The following is a 17519-nucleotide window of genomic DNA, read 5'->3' as shown; positions in this document are numbered from 1 at the left end:
TCTGTGCTGTTCGGGCCAGGGGTTTGTTAGATTGCGCAACTACGCAACCGATGCGGCGCAGAGCCTCGCCTGCCCGTAGACCGCCGCGCACGCCTGGCCGCAGTCCGACGGCCCGGCCTGACAGGCCCGACCGTCATGGGAGTGGGACATGAGCGACCCGTGGGACGGGCCGGTCGGCCAGGTCACGCGCAGCCGCGGCAACCAGGTCCCCGGACAGCGCACGGCAGGACCGGACGAGGCGCTGCCGCCGGGCAGCCGGGCCGCTGCCGGGGCGGTCTCCCGTGAGGGGGGCGCCAAGCGGTCCCGCCGGGCCCGTCCGATGGGCCGTGGCAGACGCGCGCTGAAGATCGCCGGGATCTGCCTGTCCCTCCTCGTCGTGGTCACCGCGGGCGCGGGCTGGTGGTTCTACCAGCACCTGAACGGCAACCTCCACAGCGTCTCGCTGGACGGCAAGGGCGGCACCGAGAAGGCCGACGCCTTCGGCCGCACCCCGATCAACATCCTGGTCATGGGTTCCGACGGCCGTACCAGCAAATCGGACTGCAAGCTCGGCGGCGGCTGCTCGACGACCGGGGTGCAGACCGGCAGCAACGCGGATGTGCAGATGGTGCTGCACATATCCGCCGACCGCTCCAACGCCACCGTGATGAGCATCCCCCGCGACACCATGACCAAGGTCCCGGCCTGCAAGGACAGTGAGACCGGGCAGTCGACGTCCGGCTACTACGGCCAGATCAACAGCGCGCTCCAGTACGGGCCGGCCTGCCAGGTGGCCACCGTGCACAAGCTCACCGGCATACCCATCGACCACTTCGTCAAGCTCGACTTCTCCGGTGTCGTCAAGATGTCCGACGCGATCGGCGGCGTCTCCGTGTGCGTCAGCGACGACGTCTACGACACCTACTCGCACCTGAAGCTGTCCAAGGGCTCCCACACCCTCAAGGGCGTCGCGGCCCTGCAGTTCGTCCGCTCCCGGCACGGCTTCGGCGACGGCAGCGACCTCGGCCGTACGATCTCGCAGCACATCTTCCTCAGCGCGATGATCCGCCAGTTCAAGAGCGCCGGCACGCTCACCGACCCCACCAAGGTCTACAACCTCGCCGACGCCGCCACCAAGGCGCTGACCGTGGACGACGGTCTGGGCACCGTGAAGAAACTGATCGGGCTCGCGGACGACGTGAACAAGGTGCCCACACGGCGGATCACCTTCGCGACGATGCAGACGGCCCCCGATCCCGCCGACAACGACCGCGTGGTCGTGGGCCCGGGCGCCAGGGCCCTGTTCTCGACCATCGCCGACGATCAGTCCCTGACCACCGGGTCGGGCAAGAAGTCGACGGCCGCGTCGGCCACCGCGAAGGCCACGGCCACCGCCTCGGCCGTACCCGCCTCCGAGATCGCCGTGACGGTGGAGAACGGCACCACCCTCAGCGGCCGCGCCTCCACCGTGGCCGCCGCCCTCACCGACAAGGGCTTCAGTCCCGCCACGACCACGGCGAACGCACCGAGCCCCGCAGCCACCACCACCCTCACCTACGGCACCGGCCAGAAGCCGGCGGCCCAGAGGGTCGCCAAGGCGCTCGGCCTGCCCTCCTCCCGGCTGAAGCAGGGCACCGGCACCGGTCTGACCCTCGTGGTCGGCAGTGACTGGCCCAGCGGCAGCAGGTACCACGGCGGCTCCTCGTCGCCCGCCGACACGAAAGCCGCCGTCGGGGGCGCCCACGCCTCCACCGCCGACCAGGCGAAGACCTGCGCCAAGGTCAGCCCCTACAAGACGGTCAGCCTCCACGGCGTTCCCATGACGCCGTCCCAGGCGTACGCGGCTGCACGCAGCAAGCCCGACTCCGACGCCTGAGCCTGCGGTGCCTGAGCGCGGGCCGTGAGACCGAACCTGCCGTCCGCGGGCCGCCGGCTCAGCGCTTGCGCCGACGGGTCAGACCTTGCGCCGGCGGGTCAGACCTTGCGCCAGGGTCAGCCCTCGCCCCACGGGTCAGCCCTCGCCCCACGGGTCAGACTTTGCGACGGGTCCACCCCCGCCCCAGGGGTCAGCCCTTGCGCCGGATGGTCAGACTTTGCGCCGGAGGGTCAGACCTTGCGCCACCGGGCGTCACACCAGGAGTAGAAGCCGAACGCTGCCAGGCCGACCGCGACGACGGCGAGCAGCCACGGCCCGGCCGGCAGATCCCGGAACGCACGCAGGGTGTCGTCCACGCCCCGTGCCTTGCCCGGCTCATGCTGCACCGCCGCTACCAGCGCGAACACGCCGGCGACCGCGAAGAGCACACCCCGGGCCGTACCACCTGTCACACCGAGGAACTCGACGACCTGCCGGGTCCTCGAAGACATCGCTCCGGTTCGCAGATCCTTGCGGAACTTCCTGCGCACCGCCCGGACGCAGATCCACAGACCGGCGATCACCACGGCGGCACCCCCGATCCCGACCAGCAGCTGGCCGGCCGGCCACTCCAGCACCCGGGCCGTGACGTCGTCGGTCTGCCGGTCGGAGGCGCCGCTGCCGCTGCCCTTGTCACCGGCGGCGTAGGAGAGCACCGAGTACGACACGAAGCCGTAGAACACGGAACGGAAGAGGGCCGTCGCCCGGTGGACCAGTTTCGAGCCGTCCGGGCCCGACCCGCCGACCACCGCCTCCGACAGCTGCCACAGCGCCATTCCGGCGAGCGCCACACCGACGATCCACAGCAGCGCCGAACCGAAGGGCCGGCCGGCCAGCTCGTCCAGGGCACCGCCGCGGTCGGCCTGGCGCCCGCCGCCGTCTCCGCCGAAGGCGATCTGCAGCGCGATGACACCCACGAGTACGTAGATCACGCCCCGGGCCGCGAAACCGGCCCGGGCCGCCGCAGCCATCGCCGTGCTGTCGGCCACCCGGTGCGCCCGGCTCCTGCCCCGCAATGCCCATGACCGTGCATCCATATGAGGCCGGTGCCCCCGGTACCCCGGTCCGACACCTTTCCGCCGCAGACCGCGGGGGCGGGCATGCCGAGCGGGAGCCCGGGTAGACGGCGTTGCGTCGACCGATGACCGCCGGACCCAATCGGGAGGGGAACACCATGACAGCGCCGACCGTGGTCGCCCAGGACGCGCCGACGGCATGCGGACTGCCCTCAGTCGCAGACCCCCGAGCCGTGGCGCCCAAGGACGCCCGTGAGCTGTCCAAGGTGTTCTTCGACCAGCTGGCGGTGCTGGAGGAGGGCACGGCGGAGCACCAGTACGCCCGGAACACGCTGATCGAGATGAACATGTCCCTCGTCCGCTTCGCGGCGGCCCGGTTCCGCAGCCGGGGGCCGGAGGAGATGGAGGACATCGTCCAGGTCGGCATGATCGGGCTGATCAAGGCGATCGACCGGTTCGAGCTGTCGCGGGAGGTGGAGTTCACCTCGTTCGCGGTGCCCTACATCGTCGGCGAGATCAAGCGGTTCTTCCGCGACACCTCCTGGGCGGTGCACGTGCCGCGCCGGCTGCAGGAGGCCCGGGTCCAGCTGGCCCGGGCCACCGAGGAACTGCGCAGCCGGCTGGGCCGTACTCCGACGGTCAAGGAACTGTCGGAGCTGATGTGCCTGTCCGAGGAGGAGGTCATCGAGGCCCGCCTGGCGGCCAACGGCTACAACTCGGCCTCGCTGGACGCGGCGATCGGGGGCGGCGAGGACGGCGAGAGCGCGCTGCAGGACTTCATCGGTACGCAGGACGGTGCGCTGGAACTGGTCGAGGACTTCCACGCGCTGGCGCCGATGATCGCCGAACTGGACGAGCGCGACCGGCTGATCCTGCACCTGCGTTTCGTGGAGGAACTGACCCAGTCGCAGATCGGCGACCGCCTCGGCGTCTCCCAGATGCACGTCTCCCGCCTGCTCTCCCGGACGCTCAAGCGCCTCAGGGAAGGCCTGCTGACCACCCGCTGACGCGGCGGGGCGGAAGTCAGCGGATGTCGCCGCCGTACACGTGGTCGACCGTCATGGTGATGAGGACCCGGCGGTCCGTCACCATGACCGACCGGTACTCGTCCCAGTCGGGGTGCTCACCGGCGGCGGCCCGGTAGTACGCGACCAGCGCCTCGACCTCGGGCCCGTACGGGTCGGTGCCCGGCCCGGTGAGCATGGCGATGCCCTCGGCGGTGGCCCAGGTCTTTCCGTCGGGTCCGGTCACCTCCAGCGTGGCGCGCGGGTCCCGGCGCAGGTTGGCCGTCTTGGCCGTGCGCGCTGTCGTCGAGATGTAGAGGACGTTCGCCTCGGGGTCGTAGTACGGCAGGACGGGGGAGAGCTGCGGTCGCCCGTCCGCCTTCAGGGTGGCGAGGACGCCGAGACGGCTCGCGGCCAGCAGAGCGCGGGGGTTGAACGGTTCAACGGTCATGGGACGATCATCAGGGTTCACGCCGGTATGCGGAAGCGCGCCGCGTCGGCCCCCGTGCCCCCCGTCGCCGTCGCGCTGCGGTCCCGCGCACTCGTAGTCCCCCTGAGCAGCTTCTGGTTGACGGTACCTCAGGCATGCGGCTCGACGCTCCCGCCGACCGGGCGGAGCCGGTTCGGTGTGATGACATGTGTCCGTGGTCACTAGGATGTGAGGCCAAGACAACCATGCGACCGGCCTGTTGAAAGTGGGCCGGTCGGGGTCGCCGATGCCAGGGACCGCTCCCCGGGCTGCGGTGATCTTCCTTCCCAGGAGGACCCTCCGCATGTTCCGACGAATAGGCAACGCCGTCGTCCGTCATCCCGTTTGGACGATCGTGGCGTGGCTGATCGCCGCGGTGGCCATTGTGGCCACCGCTCCGAGTCTGCCCTCCAACAGTGACGAGAGCAGTTTCCTGCCGAAGAGTTATGAGTCGATCAAAGCGGCGGAGCTCCAGGAGAGGGCGTTCCCCAGCGCCTTCACCCCCTCCGCCATCGCGCTGTACCAGCGCACCGACGGTGGCAAGCTGACCGCCGCCGACCGGAAGGATGTCGCCCGGATCACCTCGGAACTGGGCAAGAAGCACATCGACCAGGTGCAGAAGGTCGTCCCCGGCCAGCCGTCCAAGGACGGCAGGTACGCCCTGACCCTGGTGCAGATGGACAGCAAGAACGCCGGTCAGCCGAAACAGGCCGATGCGGCCGAGGTGCTGCGTGACGAGGTCAAGAAACTGGCCAAGGGTACGCATCTCGACGCCAAACTCGGCGGTTCCGCCGCGCAGGCGCTCGACCAAGAGGATTCGTCCAAGCGCGGTCAGGCGCTGATCGGTATCGGCACCTTCGTGATCATCCTGGTGACCCTGCTGATCATTTTCCGAGCACCGATCCTCGCCATCCTCCCGTTGGTTCTGATCGGTCTCGTGTCCGCCGTGGCCAACGGGCTGATCGCCTACGCCACCAAGCTGTTCGACCTCCAGGCCAACAGCTCGATCTCGTCCATCCTGATCGTCGTTCTCTTCGGCGTCGGGACGGACTACTTCCTGTTCCTGATATTCCGATACCGCGAATGCCTGCGCGCCGGCGACGAGCCCAAGCAGGCCATGGTCAACGCGGTCGGCCGGGTCGGCGAGGCCATCGCCTCGGCGGCCGGAGCGGTCATCATCGCCTTCCTCGCCCTCGTGCTCTCCACGCTGGGCTTCCTCAAGCAGATGGGCCCGGCGCTCGCCATCGCCGTCGGGGCCACCCTGATCGCGGGTCTGACCCTGATCCCGGCCGTGGTCTCGCTCATCGGACCGAAGGTGTTCTGGCCCTCCAAGTCCTGGCAGAAGGAACCGCAGAACGCCCGCTTCGCCGCCCTCGGCCGGAGCGTGCAGCGCCGTCCGGCGCTGACCGCGGCGGTGTCCGGTCTCATCCTGCTCGCCCTGTCGCTCGGCACGCTCGGCTTCAACGCCACGTTCGACCTGGCCGCGGGCGCCATGCCCAAGACCAAGGAGTCGATGGTCGTCCAGGACGAGATGCAGAAGGCGTACTCGGCCGGCGCAGCGGCTCCGACCGACGTCTACCTCTCCACCACCGACGGCAAGCCGCTGGACAAGTCCGTCTTCGACGCCTACGCAAAGAAACTCGGGGCCGTGGACGGCGTGGCCGGCGCGCGCATGACCCAGGTGAACAAGGAGGGCACCACCGCGGACTTCACCGTCACGCTCAAGTACGAGGCGTCGACGGACAAGGCGATCGACGCCGTGGGCCGGGTCCGGGACGTCGCGCACTCCGCGGCGCCCGGCGGCACCGAGGCGGTGGTCGGCGGCATGTCCTCGATCTACAAGGACATCGACGCGGCCGTCATGCACGACTACCGGACGGTGTTCCCCGTCGCCGCGCTCCTGATCATGATCATCCTGGGCCTGCTGCTGCGCAGCGTGGTCGCGCCCTTCTATTTGATCGCGTCCGTGGGCCTCGGCTTCGGCGCCACCCTCGGCGCCACGGTGTGGATCTTCCAGAACGGGCAGGGACACTCCGGCCTGATGTTCATGCTCCCGGTGATCATGTACCTCTTCGTGGTCGCCATCGGCACCGACTACAACATCCTCATGATCGCCCGGCTGCGTGAGGAGGCCCGCGAGGGCCGCGAGCCGCGCGAGGCGGCCGGCATGGCGCTCCGGCACGCCGGCCCGACCGTGGCCGCGGCGGGCTTCATCCTGGCGGCGACCTTCGCCACGATGATGCTCGCGGGCAACTCGCTGCTCATGGAGATGGGATTCGCGGTCTCCTTCGGCATCGCGGTGGCCGCGTTCGTCATGGCGATGTTCTTCACCCCGAGCCTCACGGCTCTCATCGGTCATGCCGCCTGGTGGCCGGGGCACGGCGACCGGGCGGAGACGCCGCGTGCCGACGATGCCGTGGGTACCGGCGCCTCCGGGCCGGTCCGCGGCGGCGGAGAGCGGGACAGCACCGCCCACGACCCCGCCGGGCGCCGCAACTAGCGCCCGTCTCCCGGTGAGTCCTGCCGGGCCGCACGGCCCGGCAGGACCTTTTCACGTGCGGGGCCGGTCAGCCGGTGGCGGCAGAGCCGAGGCAGCGGTGACCCTCGGCAAAGTCCGCGAGGAGACCCGGCTGCATCGGCTCCCAGTTGCCGTGATCACGGCCGACTCGGAACTCGAGGAGCGCGAGCCGATCGAACTCGCCCGGCAGGGAGCGCGCACCGCATGCTCGTGTGAGCCCTGCACGCGCCCCCGCCCGAGCGACGAGACTGCGCTGTCGGCGGGCAGTTGGCCGAATGCCGACCGCCCATCCTCCGAGCCCCAGAAAGGCAGGTCGGCCGGTGCTGTTGCGTCTGCCCACGTCCGTGACGGAAGCCCAGGAGTGCTTGGCCGAGGGGGCCGTGCCGATCGGCGGAGCCACCCTCCTCTGGGCGGCATGGCAGCGGGACGGCTTCCCCGAAGTCGCCCTGTCACTACGGCAGGTACCCGAGGCCAACGTCCTGGGACGCGAGACCGTCGGTGGTGCCGTGCTCCTGCACCGCATCGACGGACGGGCGCCGGACGTCCTCCGGCTGGCCGCGGCCACGATCGGCACCGGCGCCGTGCGCCGGACGGCGACGGTCGGAGGCAACATCGTCGGCAGCACACTGCGCTGCCTGCTGCCCGCGGCCCTCGTCCTGGACGCCCGCGCCACCGTCCTGGAGCCCGACGGTGTCCACGAGACGGACCTGGCCGAACTGGTCGCCAAACGGCCCGTCCTGCTCGGACTGCGCTGGCGCGAACCGATATCCTCCGCGTACCGCAAGCTGCCCGGGGAGGCCGGCGGACCGCCGCCCCTCGTCGTGGCCTCGGCGCTGCACGCCCGGGAAGCGGACGAACCCACCCGCCTGCGCATCGCCGTACGCGACGGCTACGACGTCGTCAGCGCCGACACCGCCTGCGGCACCGACGCCGCAGAGACCCTCGACGCACTGCGCGGCACCGCCCTGCGCGACCTCCCGGCCGCCGCATGGGATGCCGTCGGCCCGCAGGTCACCGCACTCCTGGCGGGCCGCGGCGACGACTGAGCGGGCATACGACCGCTCCAGGGCCCGCACCGTTTTTGCCGTCTCCGCAAAGGCGTTGGGCGGTGGGCGTCGTCCTGACCGAGCCTGACCGGGTACGACTCCTGTATCCGAGAGGCGGGCCATGACCACGACGATCGCCCCTGCTCAACCCCTTGTGCTCGGCAAGCGCAGACGCTGGACGGTGCTGGCCGTCTGCTGTCTCAGCATGTTCCTCGTCGGCCTGGACACCACCATCGTCAACGTGGGCCTGCCCGCCATCGGACACGGCCTGGGCGTGGGCACACGCAGCCTGGAGTGGACCGTCGACGCTTACACCATCGTCCTGGCCGGCCTGCTGATCTCCTCCGGCGCGCTGGCGGACCGGTTCGGGCGCCGCCGCGTCTTCCAGTGGGGGCTGACGGTCTTCGGCGTGGCCTCGCTGGCCTGCGCGCTGGCCCCGTCGGCCGGCGCGCTGGTCGCGGCCCGCGCGGCGCAGGGCGTCGGCGCCTCCATGCTCAGTCCCGTGGCCCTCGCGATCGTGGTGAACGCGATGCCCGACCCGAAGGAACGGGCGCAGGCGATCGGCATCTGGGCCTCCGTGTTCGGCCTCAGCATGGCCGCGGGACCGGTCACCGGCGGCGCGCTCGTCGCGGGGCTCGGCTGGCGGTCGCTGTTCTGGATCAACGCCCCGGTCATCGTGGCCGCACTGCTGCTCAGTGCCGTGTTCGTGCCCGAGTCCCGGGCACCGAAGGCGCGCCGGCCCGACATGCCCGGCCAGATCCTGCTGACCGTGGTGATCGGCGTCTGGGTCGGCGTCCTCATCGAAGGGCCCCGCATCGGCTGGACTTCGCCGACGGCGTTGGCCGCCTACGGCGTCGCCGCCGCGGCCACGGCGGGCTTCGTGCGGGTGGAGTTGCGCCGGGAAGAGCCGCTGATGGATCCGCGGCTCTTCCGCGGCCCCGCATTCAGCGGAGCGGTCCTCGGCGCCGTGGCGGTGTTCGTCGCCCTCAACGCGACGCTGCTCCTCAACACCCTCTACCTGCAGCACACCCGCGGATTCACACCGCTTGCCGCAGGGACGGCGACCCTTCCGATGGCGCTCGGAGCAACCGTCTGCGCACCGTGGTCCGGCCGCCTGGTCGGCCGTACCGGCCCACGGCTTCCGCTGTCCCTGGCGGGCGGCTTCCTCACCGCCGGCGGACTGTGCCTGGTCGGCCTGGACCGGCACACCAGCGTCCACCTGCTTCTGTCCGCCTACCTGCTCATCGGCATCGGCTTCGGCTTCGCCAACGCGCCGATCACCAACACCGCGGTCAGCGGCCTGCCGCCCGCCCGGGCCGGCGTGGCGGGCGCGATCACTTCCACCGCGCGACAGGTCGGCTCCGCCCTCGGCATCGCCCTGGCAGGCGGCCTGGTCGCCGGAACCAGCCCCGCCGCACTCGCCCATGCCTCCCGGCCCGGCTGGTTCCTCGTCGCAGCCTGCGGACTCGTCGTCCTTCTCGTGGCCAACGTCTCGCGGCCGAAGGCGGCTGCCGCAAAGGCGAGTTCGGGTGAGGCCGCCGCGGTGCGGACACGCTGAGCGCGGCCGGCGGCGGCCGGGCCGGCGGAGGAATGCCGCAGTCGGCGGCATGCGGGCACCCGGCCGCGCACATCCGCCGAGCGGCGCCCCCCGACCGGCCTCTTCGCCGGGCCGCCGGTGGCGTGTCATCGTGGCGGGTATGGCGACGGAAGCGGACCTGGCCGTCCTGGTGGGGCTGCAGGCATCAGGAAAGTCCACGTTCTACGCACAGTGCCTGGCCGACCGGTACGAGCTGGTCGGCAAGGACCTGTTCCCGCGCAGCGCCCGCAACAAGCAGCGTCGCCAGATGGCGTTGCTGGCGGAGCACCTGTCGGCCGGGCGTGCCGTGGCCGTGGACAACACGAATCCCTCGCCCGAGGAGTGGCGCCCACTGGTGGAGCTGGCCCACACCCGCGGGGCGACGGCGACGGCCTACTGGTTCCCGCCGGACGTGACCGGCTCCCTCCGGCGGAACGCCACACGAGAGGGCCGCGCCCGGGTGCCGGACATCGGCGTCCTCGCCACACTGAACCGGCTGCGCAGACCGTCGGCCGCGAACGGGTTCGACGCGGTCCACGAGGTGCGGTTCGACGGGCGGGGCGGCTTCGAGGTACGGGCGGCCTGAGCGGCCGGTTCCCGGCGGGGCGGTGCCGGGTTGCGCGCGCGGGCTGCGTCAGTGGCTGGTTTCTGTCGCCGTCCCAGGGCGGGCGCGGCGGGATGCGGAGCCCGGAGCCGCGGTCCGTGCCGAGTGGGAGGCCGGTCGCCGGCGCATCCGGCCTGCTCCGGGGCAGGCGTCCGGTCCGTGCGTCCGAAACCGCCCGACCTGCTGTGATGTGCCCCACGTGCTCTTGTCGTGGCCGAAAGGTGTATCTAGGTTCGGTGATATGTCCGCCCAAGATGCCGCCGCCGTCCCCACCGAGCCGGTCGACTTCGCCGTCGATCTCACCGCCCATGAGATGACCCGGCGGGCCCACGTCATGGACGCACTCGGCGCCGGCTGGGACCCCGTCGCGATGATGCGCGGCGAGGAGGAGGCGTACGACATGCTGTACTCCGGCCTCGACGAGGAGCAGCAGCGGCTGTACGACATGCTTGTCTCGGCCGGTGTCCTCCCGCAGCGCGGGGGCGGCAGTGCTTCCGCTTGATCCGCAGGCGGACATCGGGCGCCGAGCCTGGGTGACGTGTCCGAACTGCGAGGATCACCTGGGCTGCGCCACCTGCGGGCAACGCCGCAGGTGCTCGGACCACTGGCGCTACCTCCTCTCCAACACCGGTAGCCTCCTGCACCTGCAGTGCCCCTCCTGCACCCACATCTGGGACCACGAGACGGGCTTCGGCGCCACCCGCTCCGCTTGGACCCGCCCCATCAGCGGCCCGCAAGACCGGTGACCACCCCCCGGCCCGGCGACGCAAAGCCCACCGTGGGGCCACGCCGGGCGATGGCGACCGCGCGCCGAGCCGCGTACCGCCCCTGAGTCGGCAGCGAACGTCACGGCGAACCCGCGCCGAACGTATTTCTACTCCAGCAGATTTTCTCCGGTGCAGTAGCTTTCCAACGCGCCAGGCAACCCGCCGGCGCAGCGGAACGACGACAGCCGGAGGATCACCCATGCCCCGAGAGGCGCCGTACCTCGCGGTGGCCGATGTGCTGCGCGCCCGGGTCCTCGGAGGCGAATGGGAGATCGGCGAGCGCCTGCCGTCGCGGGCACGGCTCGCCGAGGAGTACGGGGTCGGGCGCAACGTCGTGCAGCGGGCCATGGACCGTCTGATCATCGACGGTCTCCTCGAAGGACGCGCCGGCTCGGGCACCTACGTCCGGCTGCCGCGCGAGCGCCTCCGGCTGGTCCGTTCGCGACACCGCGAACGCCGGGCGACTCCCCCCGGCGCAGTCGGGAAGGAGCAGGGCGCCGCCCAGGCCTGGGATTCACACAGCCAGGTGCGCGTCCCCGCCCCCGAGGCGATCGCCGGGCGGCTCGCCATCAGCCCCGGAGACCTCTGCGTCACCACGCACTACGAGTTCCTCGCCGACGGACAGCCCGTCCAGCTCTCCGAATCCTGGGAGCCGATGGCCCTCACCGACGGGACGCCGATCGTGCTGCCCGAAAAGGGTCCCCTGGCCGGAAAAGGCGTGGTCGAGCGCATGCGCTCCATCGGCGTGGTCGTCTCGACCGTGACCGAGGTGCCGCGCCCGGCTCGTGCCACCCAGGCGCAGGCGAACCTCCTCGGGATCAGCGTGGGGGACCTCGTGCTGCAGATCGAGCGGACCATCTACGACACGGACGGACGTCCGGTGGAAACGGCCGACATGGTGATCCCGGACGCGCGCCGCGAGGTGGTCTACGAGTTCGGCGTCGGCCGTCCGTAGCCGTCGAAGAGGTTCACACGACATTTCACTGCCGACAGTAGGAAACTCATGTCCATACCCTCCCGGCTCGGTCTCTTACGCGATCCCGATTTCGCGCGGCTGTTCGCCGCGACCGCGGTCGGTCAGCTGGGCGACCGGATCCTCTTTCTCGCCCTCCCCCTGGTGGCCATAGCTGCCTTGGACGCGGACGAGTTCCAGATCGGCCTGCTGGCCTCGATGACCACGGCAGGCTCACTCCTGGTCGGTCTGCCGGCAGGTGCCTGGGTCGATCGTATGCGGAAACGATCGGTGATGATCGGTGCCGACCTCGTCCGGGCGCTGATCCTCATGACGATACCGGTGGCATGGTGGGCACACCTTCTCACTGTCTGGTGGCTGTACACGGTTGCCCTGGTGCACGGATTGCTGACCGTCTTCTTCGACGTTGCGTACGTCAGCTGCCTCCCGCACCTGGTGGGCCGCGGCCGTCTCCTGGAAGGAAACGCGAAACTGTCGGCCGTACGGTCGGTGACCAGCATCAGCGGGCCCACGCTGGCGGGGCCGCTGATCGGGCTGGTGGGAGCCCCTGCGACGCTCTTCGCGAGCTCGGCCGGGATGGCCGTGTCGGGGCTGCTCGCGATCACCATTCGAAAGCGCGAGGAAAAACCGGAGCCGAGTACACGCCCTCGATTGGGCCGAGAGATCAAGGAAGGCCTGGAGTTCGTCCTTTCCCGGCCCGCCCTGCGCGGGATTGTGCTCGGGGACGCGATATTCAACCTGTTCCTGGTCATGTACCAGACGATGTTGCTGATCTTTCTCAAGCGTGAGCTGGGTGTCCAGCCCTTCGGTATCGGCCTCGTCCTGTCGGTGATGGGTTGCGGCGCCTTGCTGGGCGCGTTGTTGGCAACCACGCTCGCGAAGCTGGTCGGGCACGGCCGGGTCATCTGGCTCGCGTCACTGGTCACCTGTCCGCTGACCGTCCTGATGCCGTCGGCCCGGCCCGGTTGGAGCCTGTACGTGGCGGCGATCGGGCTCGCGTGTCTTTCGCTGGGCGGCGTCGTCCGCGTCGTGGCTCAGTCGAGCTTCCAGCAGGCCCTGACACCGGACCGGCTCCTCGGCCGGATGAGTGCGACGACTCGATTCGTGTCCTGGGGTGGCATTCCTCTGGGCGGGCTCCTGGGCGGAGCCTCGGGCTCGGCCTTCGGAGCGACAGGCACTCTGTGGATCGGAGCGGCCGGCATGACACTGAGCGTCCTGCCGAGCGTCCTGTCACCTCTTCGGACAACGCGCACGCTGCCCGGCTGACGCCTGCGCACTCGCTGATCTGAAGCGAATCACAGCAGCAAGGTCTCTCGGCGCCTTCGGCAACACTCTCGACGTGGCCGGCACCGCGCTGACCCGGGCCCCGGCCGGACGTGACTGCGCCCGTCCGGGAAGCCCGGGTCCCTGCCCGGTCCCTCAGGGCAGGGTGCGGCACAGGAGGGCCGCGGGGCCGGGGCGGCTGCCCACGCGGGTGGTGAAGGCGATGCCGGCGGCGTACTCGGTCGCCGCGCACTGGCCCTTGTAGTCGCCGTACGCGAAGTCCCCGCCGGCCGCGTCGGAGGGCCGGTTGTCGGACCGGTCGAACCACACCGTGCGCCCGCTGCCCGCCAGGGCGGCCCGCGCGGGGACGCACAGCGCGGCCGACACGCGTGCGCCGCGCATGCTGTAGCCGATGAGGAACTCGCCTGCGGGACACTGGTACTTGGTGTAGCCGGACGCCCAGTCGCCGCCGGCCGGTACGGAGCGCTCGTCGGTGACGACCGTCTGACGGGCGGCGGTGGCGCGCAGATCCCCGGTACCGGTGTCGGTGCACAGACCACGCCCTCCGGTGTGGCTGAGGCCGGCCAGTCTCGAACCGTCGGGGCAGGCGGCCTTGTACGCTCCAGGGTCCCAGTCTCCGGTGGCCCGGACCCGCAGCGACGCCACCGCGTCACCGTGATCGGTGCTGAGCATGCGCCATACCGGAGCGGACGCCACCGGGCCGGTCCTGCCCGGCGCCGTCATCAGATGCTGCCAGGCCGTACTGCGCCAGTCGCCGCCGTCGAGGATGCCGGAGCGGTGTCCCGCGCCGTCGTAGCGCAGCAGCGCCCAGTCGTCGTGGCCCTCGAAGCCGACCAGCGGCCAGAACGCGAAGTCCGCGTCATGGTCGGCGAAGTAGTCGGTGGCGTCGCCGAACCAGGTACGGGCCGCCGCGTTCGTCTCGCCCGACCCGATGCCGAATTCACTGACCCAGACGGGCGCGGTGTAGTGCCGGCCGCTCTCCTCCACGAAGAACGCCTCGTCGTCCAGGGCGGCGGCCAGCTCCGCGCGGGACAGGTCCTGGTAGCGGGCGTCATGGGTCTCGCCCACGCCCGTGGCACCGCTGTGGCGAGGGCCGGTGTAACCGTAGAAGTGGGCGGAGTAGACCAGCTTGTGGGCGTCCACGAGGGTGTGGGAGAGCGTACGGGCGGGTGTGAGGACCGGCCGGCCGTGCGGGAGTCCGTCCACGGGTATCCCGGTCCAGTTGATGCCCTCGATCACGATCAGGAGCCGCGGGTTGCCCTCGGTGAGGATGCGGTCGGCGGCCGACTGCGCCGCGCTGTACCAGTCGTGACCGTCTCCGAGGCCCCAGTTGGGGTCGTCCATGAGGTCACGCCGTACCTCGTTGTACAGGTCGGCGCCGACCACGCGGGGGACCGAGGCGTAGCGGCGGGCCATGAACACCCAGTCGTCCGCCCAGCGGGCGGTGGACTGCCTGCTGTTCCACCGCTCGTTGCCGTCGATGCCGCAGCACCACCGGGACGTGTTGGTGTGGTTGTTGAGGACGACGGCGAAACCGCTGCGGCTGAGCACGTCGACCACGGCGTCGTAGATCTGCAGAGGCGTCTTGCCGCGGAGTTCCGGGTTGGCCGTCACGGCGCTGTCCGGTACCGGGGTCGTGCTGTGGATCATCTCGTTGGAGAACGGCAGCCGGACGGTGTTGATGCCCAGCCGGCCGAAGTCGGCCAGGAGCTGGGACAGCGGCGCTCGGTCCAGACCGAGGGGAATGCCGTGCGAGTCCTGTCCGGCGTGGTGGTTGGCGGGGTCCGCGGCACTGCCGCTGCCGGTCCACGATCCCTGCGCCCCGTCCCAGTTGGCGCCCTTGAGCCGGAACCGGTCGCCGTGGGCGTCGACGATGTAGCGGCCCTGGGTCGACAGCGGCGCGGTCCAGCCGGCCGGGTCCGTCGTGCCGGCGGCGGATCCGGCGGATCCGGCCCGGGCGGCACGCGGCGGTGCGGCGGCGAGGGCCGCGGTGGACATGGTGGCCGTGAGCAGGAATCCCGCGGCGGTGACGGCAATCCGCAGTGCGGCTGGTGGCATCGGCATGAGGGCAGCCCTTGAGGGTCGGAGGAGGGGGAGCGGAGCGGCCGGTCGTCGGCACCGCCCGGCTGGGCGGAGTCTCCACCACCGAGCACCGTACGCGGAAGTGCTGAAAACGCTTGTGCTGCAAGCGAGTTGACGCGACCTCAGCGTCAGCGGCCTACTTGACGCCTACCTGGTCCGTACCTATGGTCTCCGTCAACTCGGGCGTTCAACAAGCCGTATGGCGTTCATGTACGAGGGCGGATCAGATGCAGGTAAAACGCAAACCACCTGGTCCGCCGTGCTGCAGGACCACACCAACGGCAACGCGCCGCTGCAGACGGGCTGGGCGGGCTCCTCGTGGCCGAAGGCCGCCGAGATCATCAAGTACACCTACACCGGGACATGGGCCAACTCCGGCCGGTTGGCGACCATGCTCCGCAACGTCTACCTGCCCGAGATCATCAACGGTTCCCACTCCAACGGCAACTGGGAGCTGTCGATGATGGAGGCGGCGGTCGGCATCTCGGTCTTCCTCGAGGACAAGGCGTCGTACGACAAGGCGATGGCCAAGTTCCGCACCCGCACGGCCGCCTACGTGTACCTCGCCTCCGACGGGGACCTGCCGAAGACCGTACCGAGCCAGAACCTGAACACCCGCGACAAGATCGTCTCGTACTGGCAGGGCCAGCCCACCTTCGTCACCGGACTCACCCAGGAGACCTGCCGCGACTTCACCCACACCGGATACGGCATCTCCGCCATCTCGCACGCCGCGGAGACCAGCCGGATCCAGGGACAGGACCTGTACGGCACCGACGTCGGCGAGCGACTGCGGCAGGCCCTCGGCTTCCAGTCCAGGTACGAACTGGGCACCGCCGTCCCCGGCTGGCTGTGCGGAGGGTCGGTCAAGCGGGGCCTCGGACCGGTCACCGAGGTCGGCTACAACGCCCTGCACAACCGCCTGGGCACCGCCATGACCAACACCCAGGCACTGACGGAACGCAACCGCCCGGCGGGCAGCAACAACCTCTTCGTCGCCTGGGAGACCCTCACGCACGGAGACAACCCGAACTGACCGCCCAACCCGTGCCGCGCTCACCGCGGGCATGCCGCGCTCACCGCGGGCATGCCGCGCTCACCACGGACATGCGGCGCTCACCTCGGCGATGCCGCCGCCATCACCGAGGCCGGTCTCGTCCGGCGGATTCACGACGCCGTTCTCGTCCCAAAGGTCCACCTGATCCGGCCGGGGGCGTGCTCGGCACCGTGCACAGACCCGTACGTGCCCTCTCTCAACGGGCCCGGGGCCTCCCGCCGTTCCCTCGGGCCAGGCGCGTGGCCAACGGCCCGGACGCGGAGCGCCGCCCTGGCTCGATCTGCCCGGCGAACGCCTGCAGCGCGGCCGAGCTGTTCGGCGGCATGACCGCCATCAGCCCGAGGTCCTGTGCCTCGGCCAGCGTGTCCGCCGCCCGACTGCCCTCGGAGGTGTGCACCAGACGTACGTGCCCGTCACCGGATCCCCGCCGGTCCACCGGCGTCACGGCCCCATGCGTGCCGTCGGGCAGGGTCACCCACAGCTGGAAGTCGTCGAACCGGAAGAAGTCCGCGCCCTTCACCGGCCAGGGGTAGTGGTGCTCACCGGGAACCTTCGGCAGGATCCCCTGATGGTGGCCGCGGCTCATCGGCACACAGGCGTTGAACAGCGAGTCGGTCCACGCCTCGACGCCGTCGGCGTCCTTGATCGGCGTGCGCAGCAGTTCCTCGGCCTCCTCGTAGCCGAGTTCCGCCAGGGCGGGCAGGGTCGACGGGAAGCCGGCGACGAGTTCGGCCGCGTCCTGCCGCAGCCGGTCGATGTACGGCGGCGCGGCGCAGAACTGCATGCTCCACTCGATGCCCACGCGCGCCCGGTACATCCGCCAGCCGCGCTTGGTCTTCACCCACAGGCTGCCGCCGTGGTGCATCTCCCAGTGCTCTGACCCGGCGGGCCGCGGCCCGTACGGCAGGTCGTCGTCGTCCATCGCGTCGAGGATCTTGTGCGCCGTCCGTTTCGCGGCCTTGAAGGACGGTGAGTCGAAACGCTTCGGATGCTCGACAAGACGGATCTTCCAGGGATGGTTCCCCGGCTCGATACCGCCCGGCTTGAGCGTGTCCGGCATCCGCGTCGCGGCAGCGGTACGGGCACGGGCGCGAGCCATGCTGACCTCCTCGTGCCGCCGGCGGCCCGGGTGGGCCCGCGGTGCCGAGAGTGTCCCCTGTGAATATCGTGCACCTCTGGGGCAGGTGGGCGCGACCCGAGCCCTGGTTGCTCGGGGCGAGCCCGCCGCA

At 70.7% G+C, this 17519-nt stretch carries 14 protein-coding genes and 1 pseudogene; 11 read left to right on the top strand and 4 right to left on the bottom strand.

The window, feature by feature from the left end; genetic code table 11:
• Window positions 1-148: 148 nt before the first annotated feature.
• On the top strand, window positions 149-1855 hold the full coding sequence (locus ACZ4SF_RS27715; protein ID WP_468389212.1) for an LCP family protein: 1707 nt from the start codon (window positions 149-151) through the stop codon (window positions 1853-1855).
• Window positions 1856-2085: 230 nt separating this feature from the next.
• Here the strand turns inward: ACZ4SF_RS27715 and ACZ4SF_RS27710 are convergent, their stop codons facing one another.
• On the bottom strand, window positions 2086-2865 hold the full coding sequence (locus ACZ4SF_RS27710; RefSeq protein ID WP_468389490.1) for a DUF1206 domain-containing protein: 780 nt from the start codon (window positions 2863-2865) through the stop codon (window positions 2086-2088).
• A 203-nt stretch (window positions 2866-3068) separates the two neighbouring features.
• On the opposite strand from ACZ4SF_RS27710, the gene ACZ4SF_RS27705 reads away from it, so the two are divergent.
• Window positions 3069-3917 (top strand): RNA polymerase sigma factor SigF, encoded by an 849-nt coding sequence (locus ACZ4SF_RS27705; RefSeq protein WP_468389211.1) that lies wholly within the window; start codon window positions 3069-3071, stop codon window positions 3915-3917.
• 16 nt (window positions 3918-3933) lie between these two features.
• Here the strand turns inward: ACZ4SF_RS27705 and ACZ4SF_RS27700 are convergent, their stop codons facing one another.
• The gene (locus tag ACZ4SF_RS27700; protein WP_468389209.1) at window positions 3934-4365 is read right to left on the bottom strand and encodes a PPOX class F420-dependent oxidoreductase; all 432 of its coding nucleotides are present in this window, start codon (window positions 4363-4365) and stop codon (window positions 3934-3936) included.
• Window positions 4366-4687: 322 nt separating this feature from the next.
• On the opposite strand from ACZ4SF_RS27700, the gene ACZ4SF_RS27695 reads away from it, so the two are divergent.
• From ACZ4SF_RS27695 to ACZ4SF_RS27660, 8 genes are all read left to right on the top strand, one after another.
• On the top strand, window positions 4688-6883 hold the full coding sequence (locus tag ACZ4SF_RS27695; RefSeq protein ID WP_468389208.1) for an MMPL family transporter: 2196 nt from the start codon (window positions 4688-4690) through the stop codon (window positions 6881-6883).
• Between the two features lie 338 nt (window positions 6884-7221).
• Entirely contained in the window at window positions 7222-7947 is a 726-nt protein-coding gene (locus ACZ4SF_RS27690) for an FAD binding domain-containing protein (protein WP_468389206.1), read from the top strand.
• Window positions 7948-8068: 121 nt separating this feature from the next.
• On the top strand, window positions 8069-9505 hold the full coding sequence (locus ACZ4SF_RS27685) for an MFS transporter (RefSeq protein WP_468389204.1): 1437 nt from the start codon (window positions 8069-8071) through the stop codon (window positions 9503-9505).
• Window positions 9506-9644: 139 nt separating this feature from the next.
• Entirely contained in the window at window positions 9645-10109 is a 465-nt protein-coding gene (locus ACZ4SF_RS27680) for an AAA family ATPase (RefSeq protein WP_468389202.1), read from the top strand.
• A gap of 259 nt (window positions 10110-10368) precedes the next feature.
• Window positions 10369-10629, top strand: coding sequence for a DUF6400 family protein (locus ACZ4SF_RS27675; RefSeq protein ID WP_468389200.1), 261 nt, complete (start codon window positions 10369-10371; stop codon window positions 10627-10629).
• Window positions 10616-10873, top strand: coding sequence for a hypothetical protein (locus tag ACZ4SF_RS27670; protein WP_468389198.1), 258 nt, complete (start codon window positions 10616-10618; stop codon window positions 10871-10873). The genes ACZ4SF_RS27675 and ACZ4SF_RS27670 overlap by 14 nt, the downstream gene beginning before the upstream one ends.
• A 220-nt stretch (window positions 10874-11093) precedes the next feature.
• Window positions 11094-11849 (top strand): GntR family transcriptional regulator, encoded by a 756-nt coding sequence (locus ACZ4SF_RS27665; RefSeq protein WP_468389197.1) that lies wholly within the window; start codon window positions 11094-11096, stop codon window positions 11847-11849.
• A 48-nt stretch (window positions 11850-11897) separates the two neighbouring features.
• On the top strand, window positions 11898-13133 hold the full coding sequence (locus ACZ4SF_RS27660; protein ID WP_468389195.1) for an MFS transporter: 1236 nt from the start codon (window positions 11898-11900) through the stop codon (window positions 13131-13133).
• 153 nt (window positions 13134-13286) lie between these two features.
• Here ACZ4SF_RS27660 and ACZ4SF_RS27655 read toward each other — a convergent pair whose 3' ends face one another.
• Window positions 13287-15215: a glycoside hydrolase family 5 protein gene (locus ACZ4SF_RS27655; protein ID WP_468389193.1), complete on the bottom strand. Its 1929-nt coding sequence runs from the start codon at window positions 15213-15215 to the stop codon at window positions 13287-13289.
• A gap of 268 nt (window positions 15216-15483) precedes the next feature.
• On the opposite strand from ACZ4SF_RS27655, the pseudogene ACZ4SF_RS27650 reads away from it, so the two are divergent.
• Window positions 15484-16269: pseudogene (locus ACZ4SF_RS27650) on the top strand (alginate lyase family protein); the annotation flags it as partial.
• 217 nt (window positions 16270-16486) lie between these two features.
• Here the strand turns inward: ACZ4SF_RS27650 and ACZ4SF_RS27645 are convergent.
• The gene (locus ACZ4SF_RS27645) at window positions 16487-17389 is read right to left on the bottom strand and encodes a DUF6424 family protein (RefSeq protein WP_468389191.1); all 903 of its coding nucleotides are present in this window, start codon (window positions 17387-17389) and stop codon (window positions 16487-16489) included.
• Window positions 17390-17519 lie beyond the last annotated feature (130 nt).

The sequence above is a fragment of the Streptomyces sp. NPDC027663 genome (genome assembly GCF_055566415.1).
The sequence above is the reverse complement of the archived record's forward strand: the minus strand, read 5'-3'. Positions and strand labels throughout refer to the sequence as shown.

Coding starts and splice junctions, on each gene's coding strand:
- ACZ4SF_RS27685 (WP_468389204.1), top strand. CDS start 8,069: ATGACCACGACGATCGCCCCTGCTCAACCCCTTGTGCTCGGCAAGCGC.
- ACZ4SF_RS27715 (WP_468389212.1), top strand. CDS start 149: ATGAGCGACCCGTGGGACGGGCCGGTCGGCCAGGTCACGCGCAGCCGC.
- ACZ4SF_RS27710 (WP_468389490.1), bottom strand. CDS start 2,865: ATGGCTGCGGCGGCCCGGGCCGGTTTCGCGGCCCGGGGCGTGATCTAC.
- ACZ4SF_RS27680 (WP_468389202.1), top strand. CDS start 9,645: ATGGCGACGGAAGCGGACCTGGCCGTCCTGGTGGGGCTGCAGGCATCA.
- ACZ4SF_RS27695 (WP_468389208.1), top strand. CDS start 4,688: ATGTTCCGACGAATAGGCAACGCCGTCGTCCGTCATCCCGTTTGGACG.
- ACZ4SF_RS27700 (WP_468389209.1), bottom strand. CDS start 4,365: ATGACCGTTGAACCGTTCAACCCCCGCGCTCTGCTGGCCGCGAGCCGT.
- ACZ4SF_RS27655 (WP_468389193.1), bottom strand. CDS start 15,215: ATGCCGATGCCACCAGCCGCACTGCGGATTGCCGTCACCGCCGCGGGA.
- ACZ4SF_RS27705 (WP_468389211.1), top strand. CDS start 3,069: ATGACAGCGCCGACCGTGGTCGCCCAGGACGCGCCGACGGCATGCGGA.
- ACZ4SF_RS27675 (WP_468389200.1), top strand. CDS start 10,369: ATGTCCGCCCAAGATGCCGCCGCCGTCCCCACCGAGCCGGTCGACTTC.
- ACZ4SF_RS27665 (WP_468389197.1), top strand. CDS start 11,094: ATGCCCCGAGAGGCGCCGTACCTCGCGGTGGCCGATGTGCTGCGCGCC.
- ACZ4SF_RS27660 (WP_468389195.1), top strand. CDS start 11,898: ATGTCCATACCCTCCCGGCTCGGTCTCTTACGCGATCCCGATTTCGCG.
- ACZ4SF_RS27645 (WP_468389191.1), bottom strand. CDS start 17,389: ATGGCTCGCGCCCGTGCCCGTACCGCTGCCGCGACGCGGATGCCGGAC.